Source organism: Pseudomonas sp. Z5-35, assembly GCF_051131945.1.
GTDB lineage: Bacteria > Pseudomonadota > Gammaproteobacteria > Pseudomonadales > Pseudomonadaceae > Aquipseudomonas > Aquipseudomonas marvdashtae.
In genome coordinates, this window is record NZ_CP071640.1 from 286,813 (window position 1) to 308,326 (window position 21,514).

The following is a 21,514-nucleotide window of genomic DNA, read 5'->3' on the forward strand; positions in this document are numbered from 1 at the left end:
GCATGGAAATGCGTGCAGATCTGCTGATTGTCGGCGCCGGTATGGTCGGCAGCGCCCTGGCGCTGGCGTTACAGGACAGTGGCTTGCAGGTGCTATTGCTCGACGGCAGCCCGATGAGCGTCAAGCCCTTTGATGCCCAGGCGGCGTTCGAACCCCGGGTCAGTGCCTTGTCGGCGGCGAGCCAGCGGATCCTCGAGCGTCTTGGCGTCTGGGACGGCATCACCGCCCGGCGCGCGAGCCCATACTCCGATATGCATGTGTGGGACGGCAGCGGCACTGGGCAGATTCACTTTTCAGCCGCCAGCCTGCATGCCGAAGTCCTGGGGCATATCGTTGAAAACCGCGTCGTGCAGGATGCCTTGCTGGACCGATTGCACGATTGCGATCTGGGCCTGCTGGCCAATGCCCGGCTGGAGCAGATGCGTCGCTCCGGTGATGATTGGCTGCTGACCCTGGCCGATGGCCGCACCTTGCGCGCGCCCCTGGTGATTGCCGCCGACGGGGCGAACTCCGCCGTGCGTCGACTGACGGGGGTCGCCACGCGTGAGTGGGATTACATGCACCACGCTATCGTCACCAGCGTACGCAGCGCCCGGCCTCATCGTCACACCGCGTGGCAACGCTTTACCGACGACGGTCCGCTGGCATTCCTGCCCCTGGAACGCGACGGTCAACACGACTGGTGCTCGATCGTCTGGTCGACGACACCGGGTCAAGCGCAGCGCTTGATGGCGCTTGATGACGGCAGTTTCAGTGCCGAACTGGAGCGGGCTTTCGAAGGCCAGCTAGGCACTGTGTTGAATGCCGATCCGCGCCTGTGCGTACCGCTGCGGCAACGTCATGCCAAGCGTTACGTGGCCGAAGGGATGGCGCTGATTGGCGATGCAGCCCACACCATCCATCCGCTGGCCGGGCAGGGCGTGAACCTGGGTTTCCTCGATGCCGCGGTGTTGGCCGAGGTGCTGTTGCAAGCATCCGGGCGCGGCGAGCGCCTGGCGGACGTCAAGGTACTGAGTCGCTACGAGCGGCGGCGCATGCCGCATAACCTCGCATTGATGGCGGCAATGGAAGGCTTCGAGCGACTGTTCCAGGCCGACCCATTGCCGGTGCGCTGGCTGCGCAATACCGGGCTGAAGCTGGTAAACCGCATGCCCGAGGCCAAGGCCTTGTTCGTGCGCGAGGCACTGGGGTTGACTGGAGACTTGCCGGAACTCGCCAGGGTTTAGGTCCGGATAGCCAGTATTGCAACATTTGGAAACGTGTCTGCCTACTGTTCGATTGTGGTGCTAAATGTGAGTCCTTATCATTTGCGCTCGTTCACAATCGAGAGACCGCTACCATGTTGGCAACCAGACGCCTGCTGTCCGCCCTCGCACTGACCCTGATCGGCACTTCTGTCGCTCAGGCCGCCGATGAGGTGGTGGTCTATTCCTCGCGAATCGATGAACTGATCAAACCGGTTTTTGACGCCTACACCAAGAAGACCGGTGTATCGGTGAAGTTCATCACCGACAAGGAAGCGCCATTGATGCAGCGGATCAAGGCTGAAGGCGCCAACGCCACCGCCGACCTGCTGCTGACCGTCGACGCCGGTAACCTCTGGCAGGCTGAGCAGATGGGCATCCTGCAGCCGTTCACCTCGCCGGTAATCGATGCCAACATTCCCTCTCAATATCGGGCGTCCTCACACGCCTGGACCGGCCTTAGCCTGCGGGCGCGAACCATTGCCTACTCGACCGACCGGGTCAAAGCGGGTGAATTGACCACCTACGAGGCGCTTGCCGGTAAAGAGTGGGAAGGCCGCTTGTGCCTGCGCACCTCGAAAAAAGTCTACAACCAGTCGTTGACCGCCACCCTGATCGAAACCCATGGCGCGGAAAAAACCGAGGAAATCATCAAGGGCTGGGTCAAAAACCTGTCCACTGACGTTTTCTCCGACGACACCGCATTGCTCGAAGCGATCAACGCCGGGCAATGCGACGTCGGCATCGTCAATACCTATTACTACGGTCGCCTGCACCAGCAGAAGCCGGACCTGAAAGTGAAACTGTTCTGGCCGAACCAGGCCGATCGCGGCGTGCACATCAACCTCTCGGGCATTGGCTTGACCAAGCACGCCCCGCATCCGGAAGCCGCGAAGAAACTGGTGGAATGGATGACCACGCCAGAAGCACAGAATATCTTCGCCGACGTGAACCAGGAATTCCCCGCTAACCCGAAAGTGGAGCCGTCCAAGGAAGTCGCGGCGTGGGGCAAGTTCAAGGCTGACTCCCTGCCGGTGGAAGTGGCGGGCAAACGCCAGGCCGAAGCCATTCGCCTGATGGATCGCGCTGGCTGGAACTGATACAAGTCCGCTCAGTTCGTTGATGATATGGCGAGGGAGCCTGCTCCCTCGCCACATAAGCCATTTGTCAGCGACGACCTTCAACCGAGAACTCTCCTTGACCCACCCCGCCCAGCGCCGTTGGTATCCCCTGGTCTTCGCCGTTGCCGGGCTGGTCCTGTTGCCCTTGAGTGTCTTGCTGCTTTCCTGGCAGAGCGTCGACCAGCAGATATGGTCCCACCTGTGGGATACGCAAATGCCGCGTCTGTTGGGCAACACGTTGACGCTGATCGTAGGCGTCGGCATCGGCGTGACATTGTTGGGTGTCAGCCTCGCCTGGCTCACCAGTCTGTGCGAATTCCCCGGCCGCCGTTGGCTGGACTGGGCGCTGATGCTGCCGTTCGCGATTCCTGCCTATGTGCTGGCGTTCGTCTTCGTCGGCCTGTTGGATTTTGCAGGCCCGGTACAAACGTTGATGCGTGAGTGGTTCGGCAGCGGCCTGCGCCTGCCCCGGGTACGTTCGACCGGTGGGGTGATCCTGGTGTTGGTGCTGGTTTTCTACCCGTACGTCTACTTGCTCGCGCGCAGTGCTTTCCTGGCCCAGGGCAAGGGCTTGATGGAAGCGGCTCGGGTGCTCGGTCAATCGCCATGGCAGGCGTTCTGGCGAGTGGCGCTGCCGATGGCCAGGCCGGCAATCGGTGCCGGCGTGGCCCTGGCCTTGATGGAGACCCTGGCGGATTTCGGGGCGGTGTCGGTGTTCAATTTCGACACCTTTACCACGGCCATCTACAAAACCTGGTACGGCTTTTTCAGCCTCTCCAGCGCTGCCCAACTGGCCAGCCTCCTGCTGCTGGCGGTTATGGTGGTGCTTTACGGCGAACGTCGCGCCCGGGGCGCCCAACGGGCCGGCAACGAGCGACCCCGGACCAAGGCGCTTTATCATTTGCGAGGGCTCAAGGCGGTGGCGGCCAGCGGCTGGTGTCTTTTGGTATTCGCCTGCGCGTTTGTCATTCCGGTGCTGCAGTTGGTGGTGTGGTTCTCGCAGCGCGGTCGTTTCGACCTGGACGAGCGTTATGCCGGTTTGATCATTCACACCCTCTACCTGGGCGCCCTCGCGGCCCTGGTCACCGTTTGTGTCGCCTTATTGCTGGCTTTCGCGCGGCGCCTGGCGCCAAGCCGGCCCATCCGCGCCGGTGTCGGCCTGGCGAACCTGGGCTATGCCTTGCCCGGATCGGTGCTGGCGGTGTCGATCATGCTTGCGTTCAGCTATCTGGACCGTGAGCTGGTCATTCCCCTGTCGGTCCTGCTCGGCGGTGCTGGCAAACCGTTGCTGCTGGGCAGCCTGTCGGCGCTGTTGCTGGCGTATCTGGTGCGTTTCCTGGCCGTGGCCTACGGTCCTTTAGAAAGCAGCTTGGCGCGTATTCGCCCGTCATTGCCCGAAGCAGCACGTAGCCTCGGGGTCAGTGGGCCGCGACTGTTTTTCAACGTGTATCTGCCGTTACTGCTGCCCGGCACGTTGAGCGCGGCACTGCTGGTGTTCGTCGATGTACTCAAGGAAATGCCCGCGACGCTACTGATGCGCCCGTTCGGCTGGGACACGCTGGCGGTACGGATCTTTGAAATGACCAGCGAAGGGGAATGGGCGCGGGCTGCATTGCCGGCGCTGACCCTGGTGCTGGTGGGGCTGTTGCCGGTCATCGGATTGATACGGCGTTCGGCCCACCGACGCGTTCTGAATTAATTGAGAGCACGCCTAGGTGTCAGTCCAACAGCATGCGGATACAATGCGCGGCATTCGGTGCGGTCCGTCTGTCGGATCGGGTAGCCAAGAACGTCAGAAAAATCTTTTTCAGACGTTTGGGCCGTGGCTGTACCCGTCCGCACCTTCGCCAAGCCCGGAAGGAGAAACCCATGGGACAGCGTACGCCTCTGTATGACCTTCATCTCGCCCTTGGCGCGAAGATGGTCGATTTTGGCGGTTGGGATATGCCCTTGCACTACGGCTCGCAGGTTGAGGAGCACCATCAGGTGCGTCGTGACTGCGGCGTGTTCGATGTATCCCACATGACCGTAATCGACGTTGCCGGTCCCCAGGCAAAGGCCTGGTTGCAGCGCTTGCTGGCCAATGATGTCGATCGCTTGCAGGACACCGGCCGCGCGTTGTACAGCACTATGCTCAACGAGCGTGGCGGCATCGTCGACGACATGATCATCTACCGGGTCGAGGACGGTTACCGGCTGGTGTTCAATGCTTCCACTCGCGATCAGGACCTTGCCTGGATGCAGGCGCAACTCGGCGAGTACGCCGTGCAACTGCACGAGCGCCCTGAATTGGCGATGCTGGCCATTCAGGGGCCGCAAGCCCGGCACAAGATTGCCGAACTGGTTACCCAATCACGAGGCCAGTTGATCCAGCAGCTCAAACCCTTCGAAGGCCGCGCCGACGGTGAGTGGTTCATCGCCCGTACCGGCTACACCGGTGAAGACGGTTTGGAAATCGTCTTGCCGGCCCATGAAGCCCCGAGTTTTTTCAACGATCTGGTGGGCGCCGGCATTCCGCCCATCGGTCTCGGCGCCCGGGATACCTTGCGCCTGGAAGCTGGCATGAACCTCTACGGCCAGGACATACACCAGGATGTTTCACCCTTGGCATCGAACATGGCCTGGAGCATCGCCTGGGAACCTGCAAGCCGCCAGTTCATCGGCCGCAGTGCCCTGGAAGCAGAACTCGCCGCCGGCGTGCAGCACAAACTGGTCGGGTTGGTGCTTGAGGAGCGCGGCGTCCTACGCGCCCATCAAGTGGTCCGCATCGCTGATATTGGCGAAGGGGAGATCACCAGTGGTAGTTTTTCTCCTACGCTTAGCAAGTCGATTGCCCTGGCACGTGTTCCGATGGCTACCGCCGACCGTGCCGAGGTGGAAATTCGTGGCAAGTGGTACCCGGTACGGGTGGTCAAGCCGACCTTCGTCCGCCATGGCAAAACCCTGATCTAACCTTTTGCGGCGGGCCCCTGGCCGCTGACACTTCTCTTGAGGACACAGAATATGAGCAATATCCCTGCCGAACTGCGTTTTGCCGAAAGCCACGAGTGGGCGCGCCTGGAAGCCGACGGCACTGTCACCGTGGGCATCAGCGATCATGCGCAGGAAGCTTTGGGTGATGTGGTATTTGTCGAGCTGACTGAAGTCGGTAAGACGTTTGCCGCGGGTGACCAGGCAGGTGTGGTGGAGTCGGTAAAGGCCGCTTCCGACATCTACTCGCCGATTTCGGGCGAAGTGATCGCGATCAACGAAGACTTGGGTGCTTCGCCGGAACTGCTGAACTCCGATCCCTACGGCGCCTGGATCTTCAAGCTCAAGCCAAGCGACGAGGCTGACCTGGACAATTTGCTAGATGCAGCAGGCTACAAGGCTGCTATCGGCGAATAACCACACAGGTTACTCAGCTCAGCCTTGGAATATCTTCAGGCAAAAAAATGCCGCTCGATCGAGCGGCATTTTTCATAGACCTGGAATCACTCCTGGGCGATGGCGTTTTTCGCCAGGATCGCGTTGGCCAGTTCCATGTCGGTGGCCTGCAGGCCTGGGTTGTCGGTACGGACTTTCTGCATCGCGGCTTCCAGATAAGGGCCACGAATACCGCCGTCGCTGGCGACGAAGCTGCCGGCGTCGTCCTGGGCGGCAACGATCAGCTTGTTATCCTTGAAGGTCAGGTAGGTGGAACCGGTGGTCGCACCGGACGAGATGACGTTACGCCAAAACGTGTCGGCCATTGCCGAGCCAACGGGAAGAGAAAGCAAGGCCAGGGTCGCGACAGCAAGTTTGAGACGCATGATAGGTGACTCCACAGGGTTAACTATGACGTTGGATTACCCACGCACTGATTCAGTTCCGTGACATGTCAGTCCGTCCGTTCGACTGTCAATATCGCGCCTTCCTGGGCAATTACCTTGACCCGGGCGCCAACGGGCGAATCGGGCCCCTTGGCCAGCCAGACGCCGTCGGCCACCTTGATCTTGCCACGGCCGTCGACAATCGCTTCATGCACCAGGAAGGCCTTGCCGATGAGCTCCTGGCCACGCAGGTTCAGGTGCGGCTGATCGCTTTGGCGAACAGCGCTGCGCTGGCGTCGCCACCAGTACAAGGCTGTCGCGATGGCGAACAGGCCGAACAGCAGGAACTGCATCTCCCAGGGCAGCTGCGGCAGGACGAACGTGAGCACGCCGACGGCGGCAGCTGCCATGCCGATCCACAGCAGGTACCCGCCGGCGCCAAACACTTCCAGGATCAGCAGGATGACGCCCAGCGCCAGCCAATCCCAGTACGACATTTGCTGCAGGAATACCCACATACGCGCGCCTCAGGCTTTCTTGCTGTCGAAAGTGGCCTTGACGATTTCGCCGATGCCGCCCACTGCGCCGATGACCTGACTGGCCTCCAATGGCATCAGGATCACCTTGCTGTTGTTGGCCGAGGCCAGGCGGCCCAAGGCGTCGATGTATTTTTGCGCGACGAAGTAGTTCACGGCCTGGACGTTGCCGTCGGCAATAGCCTGTGAAACCACTTGGGTCGCCAGGGCTTCGGCTTGCGCCTGGCGTTCGCGGGCTTCCGACTCAAGGAACGCAGCCTGACGGCTGCCCTCTGCCTCGAGAATCTGCGCCTGTTTCTTGCCTTCGGCGGTCAGAATCGCCGCCGCTCGCAAGCCCTCGGCTTCGAGGATCTGGGCGCGCTTGATCCGTTCGGCTTTCATCTGCCCGGACATGGCGGCCATCAGGTCGGCCGGTGGGCTGATGTCCTTGATCTCGATCCGCGTGATCTTGATGCCCCACGGCGCCGTGGCTTCATCGACGGTGCGCAGCAGTTTTTCATTGATGCCGTCGCGTTGGCTTAGCATGGCGTCCAGTTCCATGGATCCGAGCACCGTGCGGATATTGGTTTGCAGCAGGTTGCGGATGGCGTGTTCGAGGTTATTGACCTCGTAGGCGGCCTGGGCCGTGTTGACCACTTGGAAGAAGCACACGGCGTCGATCTGTACCGTGGCGTTGTCGGCAGTGATGACTTCCTGAGGCGGGATGTCCAGCACGCTTTCCATGACATTGATCTTGCGACCGATGCGATCCATCACGGGAATGATGATGTTCAGGCCGGGCTTGAGCGTGTTGGTGTAGCGGCCGAACCGCTCGACGGTCCATTGGTAGCCTTGGGGCACGACCTTGAACCCCATGAACAGGATGGCGACCACGAGGCCGATAAAAAGTAGAAGTACGCTACCGATTTGCATGACTGTTCCCTGTGCGAATTGAATGGACCTGCGAAGCCCCAGTGTAGGGCAAACGGCCATTATCTTTGCCATGGTCGTTTCCGGTTTATTTGTGGGACCTTTCCGTTCCTTCGCCGGACGCTGCCTACTTCTGCTCGCTCTGCGGCGTTACCCGCAGCACTTCCTCGACGGTGGTCAAGCCCGCCGCGACCTTTTGCGCCCCTGAAAGTCGCAGGCTGCGCATGCCTTCCTTGAATGCCTGGCGGCGCACGGCCAGTAGGTCGGTGTCGGGGTGGATCAAGCCTTTGACGCTGTCTGTCAGTTGCATGATTTCGTACACCCCGGCGCGCCCGCGATAGCCGGTGTCGCGACATTCCGAACAACCGACGGCTTGATGGGCGTTGGTGGGCAGGGGAGCCTGCCAGGGACGCGTCAGGGTTTGCCAGTCGTCTTCGTCCAGGGTCAAGGACGCTTTGCAATGCGGGCACAAGGTGCGGACCAGACGCTGGGCCATGACCCCGAGCACCGTGGCCTTGATCAGGTAATGCGGCACGCCGAGCTCTAGCAGGCGGCTTATGGCACTCGGCGCATCGTTGGTGTGCAACGTCGATAGCACGAGGTGCCCGGTGAGTGCTGCCTGGATCGCCATTTCCGCGGTTTCGAGGTCACGAATCTCACCGATCATGATGATGTCCGGGTCTTGTCGCATCAGCGCGCGCACGCCCGCGGCAAAGGACAGCTCGATATTGTGCTGCACCTGCATCTGGTTGAAGGACGACTCGACCATTTCAATCGGATCTTCGATGGTGCAGAGGTTCACCTCAGGCGTCGCCAGTTTCTTCAGCGTGGTGTAGAGCGTGGTGGTCTTGCCGGACCCGGTGGGGCCCGTTACCAGGATGATGCCGTTGGGCTGGCGGGTCATGTCCTGCCAGCGCCGCAGGTCGTCGGCGGAAAAGCCCAGTTGGTCGAAATCCTTGAGCAGCACTTCCGGATCGAAAATCCGCATGACCATTTTCTCGCCGAACGCTGTCGGCAGGGTCGACAGCCGCAACTCCACTTCACCGCCGTCCGGGGTCTTGGTCTTGACGCGGCCGTCCTGCGGCTTGCGTTTTTCAGCGACGTTCATTCGGCCCAGGCTCTTGAGTCGGCTGATGATGGCCATCGTCACTTGTGGCGGGAACTGGTAGACAGTGTGCAGCACCCCGTCGATGCGGAAGCGCACGGTGCCTTGCTCGCGGCGTGGTTCGATGTGGATATCGCTGGCGCGTTGCTGGAAGGCGTACTGGAACAGCCAGTCGACGATGTTGACGATATGCGCGTCGTTGGCGTCCGGCTCCTGATCGCTGGCGCCCAGGTTGAGCAATTGTTCGAAATTGGTCAGGTTGCTCGGTTGCTGGTCGACCGTGGTGGCGCCGCTGACCGACTTCGCCAGGCGATAGAACTCCACGCTCAGGCGCTGGATATCCACCGGGTTGGCGACCACCCGCTTGACCGGTAGCTTGAGCACGTGGGTCAGGTCCGATTCCCAACTGTTGACATAGGGCTGGGCACTGGCGACGGTGACGGCGTCACGATCGACCGCCACGGCGAGGATCTTGTGACGTTGCGCAAAAGCGTAGGACATCAGCGGCGTAACGGCCGCCACGTTGATTTTCAACGGATCGATGCGCAGGTAGGGCTGGTCGGCCTGCTGGGCCAGCCACAGGGTCAGGTTTTCCAGGTCCAGGCGCTTACCGGGACGACTAAGGTCGTCGAGGTGCTGGTTGGCGATGAATTCCAGCGGGTGCAACTGGCTGTTGGCGTTATGACGTCGACGGGCGTTAAGCGCCGTTTCGGCTGAATCCTGGCTGATGATGCCCTGGGCGACCAGCTGGCGCAGCAGATCGTTGAGGTCCAGCCAGCGATCCTGAGTGGCATGTTTGGTGGACATGAGCGTTCGAGTTCCTATTGGACAGTTGCAGCAAAGCCGCGATGCAGACGCTTCGGCATTCGGCTTGTTCTGCAAAAGAATAGTCCCGACCCTATGAACCGTTGGGCCACTACCCGACCAATGCGTTTCCAATTCTTGCCCGAAACCCCTCAACCGACCGCTTGAACCGGTCCGCCCCGCGCAATCTCGGCGTCTTGTACGTCCACCGAACAGATGCTGATTAAGTTACGCAATTTTTCAGCCAGCACTTGGGCACGGTGCCAGCTCAGGCCGCCCAGAAGAACTTCCATGGACAGCAAGTCGTCGTGACGCTGGATCTGCGCAGCCTCAAGCGTCAGGCCCTGCAAGGCAAACAGGTTTAGCACCCGGCACGGCAAGTCCGGTTCGGCTTCGCCCAGCAGCTGGAATTGAACGCGGCAATGCGCGTTGGCGGTGTGCCAGACATCGGCGCGGGTCGGGGCTGTTGCCACGGTTTCGAATGAGGGCATGTGCAATCTCCTGAAGTGCGGAAGAAATGTTACATGCGCGGCGGGGTATTTCTTATCTAAGATACGTAAAATTCCTAAGATTACGAATTGGCCAAGTCCATGATTGGATAATTACGGGTTTATCTATGCAAATTGAGCTGGACGCCTACGACCGCAGGATATTGGCGCTGCTGCAAGAGGATGCGTCGCTTTCCAGCGCACAGATCGCCGAGCAGGTAGGTTTGTCCCAATCACCTTGTTGGCGGCGGATTCAGCGGATGAAGGAGGAGGGGGTCATACGTGGGCAAGTGACGCTTCTGGATCGCAAGAAAATTGGCCTGAACACGCAGATTTTCGCCGAGATCAAGCTCAACGCCCATGGCCGCTCGAATTTCACCGAGTTCACCGAGGCGATCCGTGGCTTTCCCGAGGTGCTGGAATGCTACGTGCTGATGGGATCGGTGGATTTCCTGCTGAGAATTGTCACGGCGGATATCGAGGCCTATGAGCGATTCTTTTTCGAGAAACTGTCGATGGTGCCGGGGATTCAGGAAGTGAATTCGATCGTGGCGCTGTCGGAGATCAAATCGACGACGAGCTTGCCGGTTGTGCGCTGACCGGCCGTTTTTGTGGCGAGGCAAGCACGCTCCCTCGCCACAGTTTCAGCGCATCACAGGCGCAGCAAAGTCTTCCAGGCCCGATTCTGATACACCGCGATAGCCTGCTGCTTGCGCGCATCCAGGGTTTCGTCGGTGATCGGCTCGTTGGCCAGTTGCGCCAGTTTGTTCAGTTCGCCATAGAGGCGGTCCATCTCCGGGATTTCCAACACTTGGCGGGCATGGTGAAGCCAGGCCTGGATGCGCTCGATGCGCGGCAATTGCTCCGCGAGGTCTTCCGGTTGCTGCTGGTAACGTTGCAGTTGCAGCGACGAGGCCTCCTCGCCCAGCAGGCGTGGCAGCCAGCTGGCCAGTTGCGCCGCGCCCTGGCGATCGCCACGGGTGTTGCGGCCGGTGGTCCAGCTACGGGCCAGCAGCCAGCGTGAAGCGTTCAGCGAAAAGAGGCCCCAACGTGGGTCTTGCAGTTCTTCGAGGAACTGCTCCGGCGCTGCCTTGCGCACGTCTTCGTCATCCAGCCCAGCCTGGACGAGCGGACGCCAATCTTCCAACAGCGCATCCAGGGCGACGCGCAAGTCGTGAGTCGATTGGCGCGGCGCGGCCTGGCCAAGGCTGCTGAGCAAGGCGCGCAGTTCGGCGAGGTTCTCCACCCAGTCCTGCAACAGCCGCCAGTGCCCGTTGAAGCGATATTGCTCGGCCAGGCGCTGGCTGCTGCCGAGCAAATGCCAGCTCAACGCGGCGAAGGCGTCGTCCAGCGGTGTCTCGCCGGCCAGTTGCGGGGCAGGCAGGCTCAGGGCGTAACTGCTGGCGTCATGCAGACGATAGCCACGTTCGGCCTTGCTGATGTCGCAAGGCATCAAGGGCAGGGTTGCGGCCAGCTCGGCGGCCAGTTCCAGCAGGGCAGCCGGCTCGCCTTCGCGCAATTCCAGCTCCAGCTCGCAGATTTCTTCCTTTTGCTTGCCGACTACGACGTGACCCAGGTCCAGCGCGGCTTCGATGACGACTTTGCTTTTGCCACGGCCCCAGGCGATCTCGGCGCGTTCGCGGACGAAATCCGTGGTGAAGATTGCCTTGAGGGTCTTCTTGTCCAGTTCGGCCAGCGCCTCTGGCCAGCATTCGCCTTCCAGTTTCTTGATGTCGAGCTTGGCCTTGGCCAGGTGCCAGTCGTATTCGTTACGCTCGGACAGGCCGGCGACGCTCTGGCCGCGAGTCTTGAGGGTCTGGATCACCTCTTCGCCGTCGCGACGCAGGCGCAGGGCGACTTTGGCCCGGGCCAGGTCACGCTCCGGCGTGTCGAAGTACTGGTTCATCAGTTCGTGGCGTTCCCAGCCACTCTTGTTGCGCTTTTTCAGCAGCGGATGCTCGCGCAGGGCTGCCAGGGTCTCGCGGCTGACGCGGAGTTTGATTTCGGTTTCTTTCTGCATGGCCGGAAAATCCAGGGATCAGGTGCGCAGCCGGGGGAAGGTGTGGCTGCCAAGGTCGTGCAGTGTACAGGACTCGTCCATCCTACGCGCCGCGACGGTTCCTTCCTGACTCCCGATGGTTCTATGATGGGCGTCAAATTTGTATGTCCCGGAGCCAGCGATGCCTTTGCCATCCATGAAAGATCAGTTCGCTGCCCTGATCGCCGCGCCTTCGGTCAGCTGCACCCAGCCAGCGCTGGACCAGTCCAATGCTGCCGTGATCGAACTGTTGGCGGGCTGGCTTAACGAGCTTGGATTTTCCTGCGATATCCAGCAGGTCAGCCCTGGCAAATTCAATCTCTTGGCCAGTTTCGGCACCGGCCCCGGCGGGCTGGTGTTGGCCGGCCACAGCGACACGGTGCCGTTCGATGGCGCGCTGTGGAGGACCGATCCCTTGAAGCTCACCGAGATCGATGGGCGTTGGGTGGGCCTGGGCAGTTGCGACATGAAGGGCTTCTTTGCCTTGGCCATCGAAGCGGTCAGGCCCTTGCTGGATCAACCGTTCAAGCAACCGTTGCTGATCCTTGCCACTTGCGACGAAGAAAGCTCCATGGCCGGCGCCCGTGCCCTGGCCGATGCAGGACGTCCGCTGGGGCGCGCGGCGGTGATCGGCGAGCCGACGGGCTTGAGACCGATCCGCATGCACAAGGGGATCATGATGGAGCGCATCGACATCCTCGGGCGCAGCGGTCACTCTTCCGATCCAAGCCTGGGCCATAGCGCCCTGGAGGCGATGCACGATGCCATGGGCGAGCTGCGTGGCTTGCGCCTGCAATGGCAGCGGGAGTTCCGTAACCCTCAGTTCACCGTGCCACAACCGACCCTGAATTTCGGCTGTATCCACGGCGGTGACAACCCCAATCGGATCTGCGGCCAGTGCTCCATGGAGTTTGACTTGCGGCCCCTGCCGGGCATGGACCCGCAGGTGTTGCGGGCGGCGATCCAGCAGAAGCTCGATCCGATTGCCGAGCGTCACAAGGTCAGGATCGACTATGCGCCGCTGTTTCCCGAAGTACCGCCGTTCGAACAAGCCGAGGATGCCGAATTGGTCCGGGTGGCCGAACGGCTCACCGGTTATCGCGCCGAAGCAGTGGCGTTCGGCACCGAAGCGCCTTATCTTCAGCACCTTGGCTGCGAAACCCTGGTGTTGGGCCCTGGCGATATTGCCTGTGCCCACCAGCCCGGCGAATACCTTGAAATGTCACGTTTGCAACCTACCGTACAATTGTTGCGCCAGTTGATCGGGCATTACTGCCTGACGCCGGCCACCGCCAATTAAATTGCGCCCCTGCGGGCCCGTATTTCATCTCATGAGGAGAGCGCGCGTGTCGCCAAGCCTGTTCCGACGATAACCACCAGCCCGCTGTGCGTTCTGCTTCGTCTTTTTTCGGCTGTTATTTATTACAGGCCCAGGTTCATGCCCGAATACGTCAATTGGCTTCGTCACGCTTCGCCTTATATCAATGCCCACCGCGATTGCACCTTCATCGTCATGCTGCCCGGCGACGGGGTGGAGCATCCCAACTTCGGCAACATTGTCCATGACCTGGTGCTGCTGCACAGCCTCGGTGTGCGCCTGGTGCTGGTCCATGGTTCGCGCCCGCAGATCGAAACCCGCCTCGCTGCGCGGGGCCTCACGCCCCACTATCACCACGGCATGCGTATCACTGATGCCGCGACCCTGGAATGCGTGATCGATGCAGTCGGCCAGTTGCGCATCGCCATCGAGGCGCGCCTGTCCATGGACATGGCCTCCTCGCCTATGCAAGGTTCGCGGCTGCGGGTCGCCAGCGGCAACCTAGTCACCGCGCGACCGATCGGCGTGCTAGAAGGCGTCGATTATCACCACACTGGCGAGGTGCGTCGGGTCGATCGCAAGGGCATCAACCGGCTGTTGGACGAGCGCTCCATCGTGCTGCTGTCGCCGTTGGGCTACTCGCCGACCGGCGAAATCTTCAATCTGGCCTGCGAAGACGTCGCCACCCGGGCGGCCATCGATCTGGCGGCCGACAAGCTGCTGCTGTTCGGTGCTGAACAGGGATTGATCGGCGAAGATGGGCGACTGGTTCGCGAGTTACGCCCGCAGCAGGTCCCGGCCCACATGCAGCGTCTGGGCAGCGACTATCAGGCCGAACTGCTGGATGCCGCCGCCCAGGCATGCCGTGGCGGTGTCGCGCGCAGTCATATCGTCAGCTATGCCGAAAATGGCGCGTTGCTGGCTGAGTTGTTCACCCGGGACGGCAGCGGCACGCTGGTCGCCCAAGAGCAATTCGAGGTGGTACGCGAAGCGGCCATCGAGGACGTTGGCGGCTTGTTGGACCTGATCAGCCCGCTGGAAGAGCAAGGAATCCTGGTGCGTCGCTCCCGCGAGGTGCTGGAGCGGGAAATCGAACAGTTCAGCGTGGTCGAGCGCGAAGGCATGATCATCGCCTGCGCGGCGCTGTACCAGATCGCCGATTCGGACGCCGGGGAGTTGGCCTGCCTGGCGGTGAATCCGGAGTATCGCCATGGCGGCCGGGGCGATGAATTGCTGGAGCGGATCGAAACCCGGGCCCGTGCCCAGGGGCTCAAGACCCTGTTCGTACTCACGACCCGAACCGCCCACTGGTTCCGTGAGCGGGGCTTTGAACCCAGCAGCGTCGAGCGCCTGCCAGCGGCGCGAGCGTCGCTTTACAACTACCAGCGCAACTCGAAAATCTTCGAAAAAACCCTGTAGCCGATCGTCCTAAACTTTCCCGCGGCCGCGATCTTCTTGATTTCAGACAATGAGCAGCTAGTCTGGAACACGTCAAGATCGCGGCATGCCGAGCCGTCGTGATTCTGATCGATGCCATTGAGGCGTCGGAGCCCATCTCGCCGCCAGGATTCGCGGACCCTCGCAAATGCCCGATAAAACACTATTCAGTAATCCTCGACGTCGCCGATAAGCCATGTCACGGCTTGATGACGCTTTGATGGCAACCATATGTCGAAACGAGCTGAAAACTGGTGAAACAATTCTTTTTGGATTCATACAGAATCCATTATTCTTCGGGCCGGTGTCGCGGGGTTAGACCATGGTCGTAGTCCGAAAGGGTTACGGTTGACTTGCCAGTCACGGTCTGGCGCTAATCGCGCATCCGCGGATTCCGGGCGTTCGATCCGGAACCAACGACACACAAGAATTAGAAAACGAGAGGAGCGAAACATGAAGAAGTCCACCTTGGCCATGGCAGTGGCCGTTGGGGTATTGGCGCAGCAAGCAGGCGCCGCCGGTTTTATCGAAGACAGCAAGGCGTCTGTTAGTTCTCGTACGCTGTATTTTGACAACGATAACCGTGAAGGCGCCGAAGATCAGCGTGAGGCGGCGACCGGCCTGAAGTTCGACTACAAGTCCGGCTTCACTCAAGGTGTCGTTGGTTTTGGTATCGATGCTCAGGCTTTGGTTGGTCTTCACCTTGATGGTGGTAAAGGTCAGCGTCCAGACGCCAATAACACCTTCTCGCCAAGCGACTCCGACGGGTCCGCGGAGCACAGCTGGAGCCGTGCGTCGGCCAATGTGAAAGCGCTCTTTTCCAAGACCGAGGCTCACCTGGGTGGTGCACTGCAGCCTAATCTGCCGATCCTGGTTGCCAGTGATGGTCGTCTGCTGCCGCAAACCTTCGAAGGTGGCACGATCACCTCTAAAGACCTGGACAATGTGACCTTCAATGCCGGTCAGCTGGAACACGCTGTTGGCCGTGCGTCGAGCAACCGTACCGGCTTGGCAGTTTCTGGCGGTACCGAGGAAAGCAATCAGTTCCGCTACGCCGGTGCCGATTGGAAGGTCACTAAAGACCTGACCTTGCAGTACTACTACGCCAACCTGCAGGATTACTACAAACAGCACTTCCTGGGTGCTGTACATGTTTTCCCGATCACCGAAGGCCAATCGTTCAAGACTGACCTGCGTTACTTCGACAGCAGCTCGGATGGCCGGAACGGCGATGCGGGCTATCAGTTCGATAACAACCAAGGCTATGCCAAAGAGCAGGGCGTGGTCGACAACAAGACCTGGAGCGCCATGTTCACCTACTCTCTGGGTGGCAGCGCCTTCATGTTGGGTCATCAGCAAGTGGGCGATGACGGCGGTTTCGTCTACCTGAACCAAGGTAACGTGCTTGATGGCAACGGTCGGAACGAAGGTGCCGGTGGCTCGAGCTTCTACCTGTTCACCGACAGCATGATCAACGGGTTTGTCCGTGCTGGTGAAAACACCACCTTCGGTCAATACTCGTACGACTTCACCGGTCTGGGCGTTCCTGGCCTGAAAGCCGCCGTGGCCTACTTGCATGGTGAAAACATTAAGTCCGCGACCGCAGGTGGCAGCGACTCGTCCGAGTGGGAACGCGACATGCGCTTGGACTACGTAGTCCAGCAAGGTGCTCTGAAAGGTTTCGGCACTACCCTGCGTCACGGCTCTTATCGCGGTACCGGTAGCGGTTCCGGCGCTGACCGTGACCAGACCCGTCTGATCTTCAACTACACTTACAGCTTCATGTAAGACGTAGCGAAGTAAAAAAGCCCCGCCCGGCAGCACGCCGGGCGGGGCTTTTGCGTTTTTGGCTCAGCGAGCCGGATATCGCCTTATTCCTTGGGCTCCGTTGCGTCCTTGCGCAAGATGAACGCGCTGAACCCCAGGAAATCGTCCAAGTGCCCGGTAATGATCGCGACCATGATGGGCAGTTGCAGGGCTTGGTAGTCATGCACCGCGATGTTTCTGAATCCCACCATGTTCTTCAGGTTTTTCACCAGGCCTTCCTCTATCCAGCCACCTTGGAAAAGCACTTCGAACACATCCCTGGCACTTTGTGGGACACCCAGTCGCTCACGGCGAATCAAATGTTGCCCCATGTCCAATGCCGCTTCACATGCACGCTGGATGTTCAGGACCGCCGAGTCCTGGCGGGTGAAATCGGTGGCGAAGGTGGCGGGATCTTTCTCGTATTCTTCCCGCACTCTGGCGACGCAACGCTCGATGCTCGCTGCTTTGTTGATCAGTACGTCATCGGCCATACACGCTGCCTTCTTCCTGAATATCCTTGAGCAAACCTGCCCGAGCCTCGTCGAAGGCGGTTTTTTCGCTGAGGATAAAGCTTTCGAACAACCCAGCCTGCACATCGTGAGCCCAAAGTCTCTGACCTCGGGTCACAATCTGGTATTGCATCACGGTCGACGCAGCCCTTAGATCAATCAGATCAACCGGACTGCCAGCAATATCCGCCAGATCCCCTGAAAGCTGCCATAACGACACAGGGTCGATTTCGCCGGCCAAGAGCACAGCCAAATCCACATCACTCTCAGGACCGGCGGTCCCATGGGCATGACTGCCGAACAGGTAGACAGCCAGTAAGCCGGGCAAGTGGTTTTGCAAATGGGTTAACAAGGCTTGAGTGTTCATGCCGCCTATCCTAGCCGCTCGCCCTGAAACCACGTCAACAATTTCCGTACTATGGCTACAAAACAAAAAAAGCCCCGCCCGGCAGCACGCCGGGCGGGGCTTTTGCGTTTCGGGTCAGGCCCACCCCTGTAGCCTTTCCCGAACCTTCTCCTCTTTCAGCAACTCGAGGCCTTCTCGAACCTCGGGGGTGATCTTCGGTTGCTATGTTCACTGGCGCCAGTGAACAGTTTTTTATATTCGCTATGAGTATAAATAAATGGATATTCATTCTTTTTCAAGTAATCAAAACCGGTGCACAGTTGGGCTCACAAAACCAACCAGGAGCCGAACCATGAGCCTCAGACTTGGCGATATCGCCCCCGATTTCGAACAGGATTCCAGCGTCGGCACGATTCGCTTCCACGAATGGCTCGGCGACAGCTGGGGCGTGTTGTTCTCCCATCCGGCGGATTTCACTCCGGTGTGCACCACCGAGCTGGGCCTGACCGCCAAGCTCAAGGACGAGTTCGCCAAGCGTGGGGTCAGGGCCATTGCCCTCTCGGTAGACCCGGTGGACTCGCACCACAAGTGGATCGAGGACATCAACGAAACCCAGAATGCCGTGGTCAACTTCCCCATCCTGGCCGATGCCGACCGCAAAGTGTCGGACCTGTACGACCTGATCCACCCCAACGCCAGTGACACGTTGACCGTGCGCTCGCTGTTCGTGATCGACCCGAACAAGAAAATTCGGCTGACCATCACCTACCCGGCCAGCACCGGCCGCAACTTCAATGAAATCCTGCGGGTGATCGACTCCTTGCAACTGACTGACAACTACAAGGTTGCCACGCCGGCCAACTGGCAGGACGGCGACGAAGTGGTAATCGTGCCGTCGCTCAAGGATGAAGCAGAACTCAAGCAGCGCTTCCCGAAGGGCTATCGCGCCGTGAAACCCTACCTGCGCCTGACACCGCAGCCCAACAAGTAGTCATCGAAGAGATCGTTCCCCCGCAGGGCGTGGGGACGATCTACACCTGTGCACCAAGGGTTTTTGGCCGTTCCGACGGCCTTTTTTTACGCCTCGAATAAAGTATTTCTATATCTCTTTATCGAATAACCAAATGAATAAATATGATTTAAAGATATATAAATCCGCTGTTATGGTTTGCTCCATACAGCGAGATCGCCCACCGCGAATCGCACGTGACAGTTAAGGAAGGGTAGGCATGTTGGTCGTCTCACTCGGTGGCAGTCCCAGCCAGCGCTCCCGTTCAGGCGTGCTGTTGGAGCGCTCGCAGCGTTGGTTGCAACAGCAGGGTGTGGAAGTGGTGAGCTATCAGGTGCGGGATTTTCCGGCCGAAGATTTGCTCCATGCCCGCTTCGACAGCCTCAAGGTGATAGACCTGCTCGCCCAGATCGAAAACGCCGATGGGCTGTTGATCGCAACGCCGGTTTACAAGGCATCTTTTTCCGGCGCATTGAAGACTGTGCTGGACCTTCTGCCGGAGCGCGCACTGGCCCATAAGGTTGTGCTACCCATGGCAACCGGCGGCAGCATCGCCCACATGCTGGCGGTGGATTACGCCCTCAAGCCGGTATTGTCAGCGCTCAAGGCCCAGGAAATGCTTCACGGGATCTTTGCCGAAGACAGCCAGATCGCCTACGGCGAAGGCAGTGCCCAGGCGCAATTGGCGCCGGCCCTGCAACAGCGCCTGGATGAGGCACTGGAACAGTTTTTCAGCGCCATGGCCCGTCGGCCCAGGCCGTTGGACCCGCATGTATTGAACGAACGTTTGCTGAGTGCTCGCTGGAGCATTTAAATCCGAAACACCACCGATTCAACTCACCTTACTCAGCCGTCAACGGCCAAGCAGGTGCAACCAAAACCCCACAGCAAAAAGGAGAGGCGCCATGCGCACTGTCATTTTGCGTCGCGGGCTGGTCGCTCTGTTTGCTGCGGCTGTGTCCTTCGGCGCCATCACCCAGGCTCAAGCCGAAACCTTGCGGATCGGTTATCAGAAGTACGGCACGCTGGTGCTGCTCAAGGCCAAGGGCACCTTGGAAAAACGCCTCGCAGCCCTTGGCGTGGACGTGCAATGGACCGAGTTCCCCGGCGGCCCGCAGCTGCTTGAAGGCTTGAACGTCGGCTCCATCGATTTTGGCGTGACCGGCGAAACCCCGCCGGTGTTCGCCCAGGCCGCGGGCGCCGACCTGCTCTATGTCGCTTACGAGCCCCCGGCGCCAAACAGCGAGGCGATTCTGGTGCCCAAGGGGTCGCCCATCCAGTCGGTGCAAGACCTCAAAGGCAAGAAAGTCGCGCTGAACAAAGGCTCCAACGTGCATTACCTGCTGGTTCGTGCCCTCGAAGATGCCGGCCTCAAGTACACCGATATCCAGACCGTTTTCCTGCCGCCGGCCGACGCCCGTGCCGCGTTCGAACGCGGCAGCGTGGACGCCTGGGTCATCTGGGATCCGTACCAGGCTGCCGCCGAACAACAGTTGCAAGCGCGCACCCTGCGCGACGGCAAGGGCATCGTCGACAACCACCAGTTCTACCTGGCCACCAAACCCTATGCGCAAAAAAATCCCCAAGTGATCACGACGCTGGTGGAAGAGGTGCGCGCGGTGGGGGAGTGGTCCAAGGCCAATCCTGAAGACGTGACCCAGCAAGTCTCGCCGCTGCTCGGCCTGCCTGCCGACATCACGCTCACTTCCGTCAAGCGCCAAGGCTACGGGGCGCTGTTTCTCACCCCGGAGGTGGTGGCGGCGCAACAGAAAATCGCCGACAGCTTCCACCAGCTCAAATTGATTCCCAAGCCCTTGAGCATCAAGGACGTGATCTGGACGCCGCCGGCGGCCGTTGCGAACGCGCAGTAATTCGATCCCTTAGGAGACCACTCCATGAGCCTCAATATCTTCTGGTTCCTGCCCACCCACGGCGATGGCCATTACCTTGGCACCGCTGAAGGCGCTCGCGCTGTTGATCACGGTTATCTGCAACAAATCGCCCAAGCGGCGGATCGGCTGGGTTTCGGCGGGGTATTGATCCCCACCGGTCGTTCCTGCGAAGACTCCTGGCTGGTGGCCGCTTCGTTGATTCCCGTGACCCAGCGCCTGAAGCTCCTCGTTGCCCTGCGCCCCGGGATCATCTCCCCGACGGTAGCGGCGCGGCAGGCCGCGACCCTCGACCGGTTGTCCGGCGGGCGGGCGCTGTTCAACCTGGTCACCGGTGGCGACCCGGACGAGCTGGCCGGCGATGGGCTGTTCCTTGATCATGAACAACGCTATCAGGCGTCCGTGGAATTCACCCGCATCTGGCGCCGGGTGCTCGAAGGCGAGACCGTGGACTACGACGGTGAGCACATCAGTGTGAAGGGCGCCAAATTGCTCTATCCGCCGATCCAGCAACCGCGTCCGCCGCTGTATTTTGGCGGCTCGTCCGAAGCCGCCCAGGACCTGGCCGCCGAGCAAGTGGAAATGGTCCTGACGTGGGGCGAGCCGCCGGCCGCTGTCGCGGAAAAAATTGCCCAGGTGCGAGCCAAGGCCTCGAAGCTGGGGCGCACCGTGCGCTTCGGCATCCGCCTGCACGTGATTGTGCGTGAAACCAACGCCGAAGCCTGGCAAGCGGCGGATCGGTTGATCTCTCATCTGGACGACGAGACCATCGCCCGGGCCCAGGCGTCGCTGGCGCGCTTCGACTCGGTGGGCCAGCAGCGCATGGCCGCGCTGCACGGTGGCCGGCGCGATAAATTGGAAGTCAGCCCCAACCTGTGGGCCGGCGTCGGCCTGGTCCGGGGCGGCGCCGGTACGGCGCTGGTGGGCGATGGCCCGACCGTGGCCGCGCGGGTCAAGGAATACGCCGACCTTGGCATCGACACCTTCATCTTCTCCGGTTATCCACATCTGGAAGAATCCTATCGGGTCGCGGAGCTGCTGTTCCCGCACCTGGACGTCGAGCGTCCCGAGCTGCCAAAGAGCCAAGGCTACGTGAGCCCGTTCGGTGAAATGGTCGCCAACGACATCCTGCCCAAAGCCGCGTCCCAGAGCTGAGGCAGC

General features: G+C 60.5%; 21 protein-coding genes. 13 read left to right on the forward strand and 8 right to left on the reverse strand.

From position 1 onward, the window contains the following. The first annotated feature begins 8 nt into the window (after window positions 1-8). The 5 genes from J3P95_RS01375 to gcvH all read left to right on the forward strand — a co-directional run bounded on the left by J3P95_RS01375 (window position 9) and on the right by gcvH (window position 5,752). Complete coding sequence (locus tag J3P95_RS01375) at window positions 9-1,226, forward strand: 2-octaprenyl-3-methyl-6-methoxy-1,4-benzoquinol hydroxylase (RefSeq protein ID WP_434563662.1); 1,218 nt, start codon at window positions 9-11, stop codon at window positions 1,224-1,226. 113 nt (window positions 1,227-1,339) lie between these two features. After that, on the forward strand, window positions 1,340-2,344 hold the full coding sequence (locus J3P95_RS01380; RefSeq protein ID WP_434560090.1) for an extracellular solute-binding protein: 1,005 nt from the start codon (window positions 1,340-1,342) through the stop codon (window positions 2,342-2,344). A gap of 97 nt (window positions 2,345-2,441) precedes the next feature. Beyond that, window positions 2,442-4,064, forward strand: coding sequence for an ABC transporter permease (locus J3P95_RS01385; protein WP_434560092.1), 1,623 nt, complete (start codon window positions 2,442-2,444; stop codon window positions 4,062-4,064). A gap of 170 nt (window positions 4,065-4,234) precedes the next feature. After that, window positions 4,235-5,317, forward strand: coding sequence for a glycine cleavage system aminomethyltransferase GcvT (gene gcvT / locus J3P95_RS01390; protein ID WP_434560094.1), 1,083 nt, complete (start codon window positions 4,235-4,237; stop codon window positions 5,315-5,317). Window positions 5,318-5,368: 51 nt separating this feature from the next. After that, complete coding sequence (gene gcvH / locus J3P95_RS01395) at window positions 5,369-5,752, forward strand: glycine cleavage system protein GcvH (protein WP_434579038.1); 384 nt, start codon at window positions 5,369-5,371, stop codon at window positions 5,750-5,752. 86 nt (window positions 5,753-5,838) lie between these two features. Here gcvH and J3P95_RS01400 read toward each other — a convergent pair whose 3' ends face one another. From J3P95_RS01400 to J3P95_RS01420, 5 genes are all read right to left on the reverse strand, one after another. Continuing rightward, window positions 5,839-6,156, reverse strand: a complete 318-nt coding sequence (locus J3P95_RS01400; protein WP_434560098.1) for a DUF2388 domain-containing protein — start codon at window positions 6,154-6,156, stop codon at window positions 5,839-5,841. Between the two features lie 68 nt (window positions 6,157-6,224). After that, on the reverse strand, window positions 6,225-6,674 hold the full coding sequence (locus J3P95_RS01405; protein ID WP_186633892.1) for an NfeD family protein: 450 nt from the start codon (window positions 6,672-6,674) through the stop codon (window positions 6,225-6,227). 9 nt (window positions 6,675-6,683) lie between these two features. Further along, window positions 6,684-7,604, reverse strand: coding sequence for an SPFH domain-containing protein (locus tag J3P95_RS01410; RefSeq protein WP_434560100.1), 921 nt, complete (start codon window positions 7,602-7,604; stop codon window positions 6,684-6,686). A gap of 124 nt (window positions 7,605-7,728) precedes the next feature. Beyond that, window positions 7,729-9,513: a GspE/PulE family protein gene (locus J3P95_RS01415; protein WP_434560102.1), complete on the reverse strand. Its 1,785-nt coding sequence runs from the start codon at window positions 9,511-9,513 to the stop codon at window positions 7,729-7,731. 149 nt (window positions 9,514-9,662) lie between these two features. Continuing rightward, window positions 9,663-10,001, reverse strand: a complete 339-nt coding sequence (locus tag J3P95_RS01420; RefSeq protein ID WP_434579037.1) for a hypothetical protein — start codon at window positions 9,999-10,001, stop codon at window positions 9,663-9,665. Window positions 10,002-10,126: 125 nt separating this feature from the next. Here J3P95_RS01420 and J3P95_RS01425 point away from each other — a divergent pair, with 125 nt between their 5' ends. Continuing rightward, a complete protein-coding gene (locus J3P95_RS01425) occupies window positions 10,127-10,597 on the forward strand; it encodes an Lrp/AsnC family transcriptional regulator (RefSeq protein WP_186612129.1) in 471 nt (156 codons plus the stop codon). A gap of 53 nt (window positions 10,598-10,650) precedes the next feature. Here the strand turns inward: J3P95_RS01425 and J3P95_RS01430 are convergent, their stop codons facing one another. Then, entirely contained in the window at window positions 10,651-12,018 is a 1,368-nt protein-coding gene (locus J3P95_RS01430; protein WP_434579035.1) for an inorganic triphosphatase, read from the reverse strand. Window positions 12,019-12,178: 160 nt separating this feature from the next. Here J3P95_RS01430 and argE point away from each other — a divergent pair, with 160 nt between their 5' ends. From argE to J3P95_RS01445, 3 genes are all read left to right on the forward strand, one after another. After that, complete coding sequence (gene argE, locus J3P95_RS01435) at window positions 12,179-13,336, forward strand: acetylornithine deacetylase (RefSeq protein ID WP_434579034.1); 1,158 nt, start codon at window positions 12,179-12,181, stop codon at window positions 13,334-13,336. Window positions 13,337-13,474: 138 nt separating this feature from the next. After that, a complete protein-coding gene (argA, locus tag J3P95_RS01440) occupies window positions 13,475-14,773 on the forward strand; it encodes an amino-acid N-acetyltransferase (protein WP_420765091.1) in 1,299 nt (432 codons plus the stop codon). Window positions 14,774-15,244: 471 nt separating this feature from the next. Next, window positions 15,245-16,579, forward strand: coding sequence for an OprD family outer membrane porin (locus J3P95_RS01445; RefSeq protein WP_434579032.1), 1,335 nt, complete (start codon window positions 15,245-15,247; stop codon window positions 16,577-16,579). An 83-nt stretch (window positions 16,580-16,662) separates the two neighbouring features. Here the strand turns inward: J3P95_RS01445 and hepT are convergent, their stop codons facing one another. Then, window positions 16,663-17,091, reverse strand: coding sequence for a type VII toxin-antitoxin system HepT family RNase toxin (hepT, locus tag J3P95_RS01450; RefSeq protein WP_434579030.1), 429 nt, complete (start codon window positions 17,089-17,091; stop codon window positions 16,663-16,665). Then, on the reverse strand, window positions 17,081-17,476 hold the full coding sequence (mntA, locus tag J3P95_RS01455; RefSeq protein ID WP_434560118.1) for a type VII toxin-antitoxin system MntA family adenylyltransferase antitoxin: 396 nt from the start codon (window positions 17,474-17,476) through the stop codon (window positions 17,081-17,083). Before mntA ends, hepT begins: the two co-directional genes overlap by 11 nt. A gap of 331 nt (window positions 17,477-17,807) precedes the next feature. Here mntA and J3P95_RS01460 point away from each other — a divergent pair, with 331 nt between their 5' ends. The 4 genes from J3P95_RS01460 to ssuD all read left to right on the forward strand — a co-directional run bounded on the left by J3P95_RS01460 (window position 17,808) and on the right by ssuD (window position 21,508). Beyond that, window positions 17,808-18,446, forward strand: a complete 639-nt coding sequence (locus J3P95_RS01460) for a peroxiredoxin (RefSeq protein WP_434579028.1) — start codon at window positions 17,808-17,810, stop codon at window positions 18,444-18,446. A 238-nt stretch (window positions 18,447-18,684) separates the two neighbouring features. Further along, window positions 18,685-19,278 (forward strand): NADPH-dependent FMN reductase, encoded by a 594-nt coding sequence (gene ssuE, locus J3P95_RS01465; protein WP_434579026.1) that lies wholly within the window; start codon window positions 18,685-18,687, stop codon window positions 19,276-19,278. A gap of 91 nt (window positions 19,279-19,369) precedes the next feature. Continuing rightward, window positions 19,370-20,335, forward strand: a complete 966-nt coding sequence (locus J3P95_RS01470) for a sulfonate ABC transporter substrate-binding protein (RefSeq protein ID WP_434579025.1) — start codon at window positions 19,370-19,372, stop codon at window positions 20,333-20,335. A 24-nt stretch (window positions 20,336-20,359) separates the two neighbouring features. Continuing rightward, on the forward strand, window positions 20,360-21,508 hold the full coding sequence (ssuD, locus tag J3P95_RS01475) for an FMNH2-dependent alkanesulfonate monooxygenase (RefSeq protein WP_434579023.1): 1,149 nt from the start codon (window positions 20,360-20,362) through the stop codon (window positions 21,506-21,508). Window positions 21,509-21,514 lie beyond the last annotated feature (6 nt).